Below are 1,006 nucleotides of genomic sequence, written 5' to 3'. Positions count from 1 at the left end.
GGATGCGGCTGGGCATCTTCGTGCAGGCCGCCGGGCATCACGTCGCCGGCTGGAGGCACCCGGCCGCCAGGCCGGGCGGGCCCAACCTCGCGCTGATGCAGCAGATCGCGGCGACGGCCGAGCGCGGCAAGTTCGACATGTTCTTCCTCGCCGACAACTTCTCGACCGGCTATGGCGAGCATCCCTCCTCGATCGGCAAGTTCGAGCAGCTGACGCTGCTGTCGGTGCTCTCGGCCGGGACCAAGCATCTGGGCCTCGCCGCCACGGCCTCGACCACCTATGCCGAGCCCTACCACACCGCCCGCGCCTTCTCCTCGCTGGACCACCTCTCCGGCGGGCGCGCGGCCTGGAACGTGGTGACCACCTCTTATCCCAAGAACGGCGCCGTCTTCGGCAAGCAGCATCCGCCGCATGCCGAGCGCTACGCCATGGCCGACGAGTTCGTCGAGGCCTGCCGCCTGCTCTGGGATTCCTGGGACGACGACGCCTTCGTCATGGACAAGGAGCGCGGCACCTTCGTGCGGCCGGGCACGCTCCACATCCCCGATTTCGAGGGCAAGTACTTCACCGTGAAGGGCGGGCTGAACCTGCCGCGCTGCCCGCAGGGCCAGCCGGTGATCATCCAGGCCGGCAGCTCCGCGCCCGGCCAGGCGCTCGCCGCCCGCACCGCCGAGGTGGTCTTCACTGCCCAGAACAACCTCAGCGACGCGCAAGACTTCTACCGCGGCCTTAAGGCGCAGCTTGCCCAGCACGGACGGAGCGAGGACGGGCTGAAGATCATGCCGGGCTTCATGCCGATCATCGGCCGCACCGAGGAGGAGGCGAAGGCGCTCTTCGCCGAGCTCAGCCGCAACCTCGACATGAAGCAGGCCAACACCGTGCTGTCGGACCGGCTGGGTACCGACATGTCGCGCTTCGAACTCGACGCTGGTGTGCCCGATCTGCCCGAGAGCGAGCACCTGAAAAGCCGGGCGCTGCTGCTGCTGGAGATGGCGCGGCGCGAGGG

General features: G+C 68.9%; 1 protein-coding gene. It reads left to right on the top strand.

The annotated features are described in order from the left end of the window. A partial coding sequence (locus AC1DWF_RS32600) for an NtaA/DmoA family FMN-dependent monooxygenase (RefSeq protein WP_476842654.1) occupies nucleotides 1-1,006 on the top strand: 1,006 nt, incomplete at both ends.

It is taken from the genome of Aminobacter sp. P4_D5, from assembly GCF_056401815.1.
Note: the sequence above shows the minus strand (reverse complement) of the source record. Positions and strands in the feature narration are given on the sequence as shown.